At 75.8% G+C, this 426-nt stretch carries 1 protein-coding gene; it reads right to left on the bottom strand.

From position 1 onward, the window contains the following. Positions 1 to 426, bottom strand: a 426-nt coding sequence (locus AOK17_RS53230; protein WP_245697860.1) for a TOBE domain-containing protein, incomplete at both ends; no start/stop codon positions are given.

The raw sequence follows: 426 nt of genomic DNA, 5'->3' as shown, positions 1-426 counted from the left end.
GTCGGCGACCAGGACGGGACGCTCCGGCAGGCTCACGGTCACGGCGGTGCCCGCGCCCAGCACGGTGGCCTCGTGGGTCGGCAGGTCGGCCTTCACCTCGGTACCGTCGGCGAGCCGGACGGTGACGCGGGTGGCCGCGCCGAGGAAGGCGGAGGCGACGACCCGGGCGTCCGAGGCGTCCTCGGCCGTCACCCGCACCGCCTCGGGCCGTACGAGCACGTCGACCTCGGGAGAGGCGGGCGCCTCACCGTCGACCGGCAGCCGCTGTCCGAGCACCTCGACCGTCCCGTCGATCACCCGCCCCGGTATGCGGCTCATCGTGCCGACGAACTCGGCGACGAACGCGGTCGCGGGCCGCCCGTACAACTCGGCGGGAGCCGCGCACTGTTCGAGCCGTCCGGCGCGCATCACGGCGACCCGGTCCGC

Origin of the sequence: Streptomyces phaeochromogenes, from assembly GCF_001418655.1 — a bacterium.
In the GTDB taxonomy this organism is placed as follows: Bacteria; Actinomycetota; Actinomycetes; order Streptomycetales; family Streptomycetaceae; genus Streptomyces; species Streptomyces phaeochromogenes.
Note: the sequence above shows the minus strand (reverse complement) of the source record. Positions and strands in the feature narration are given on the sequence as shown.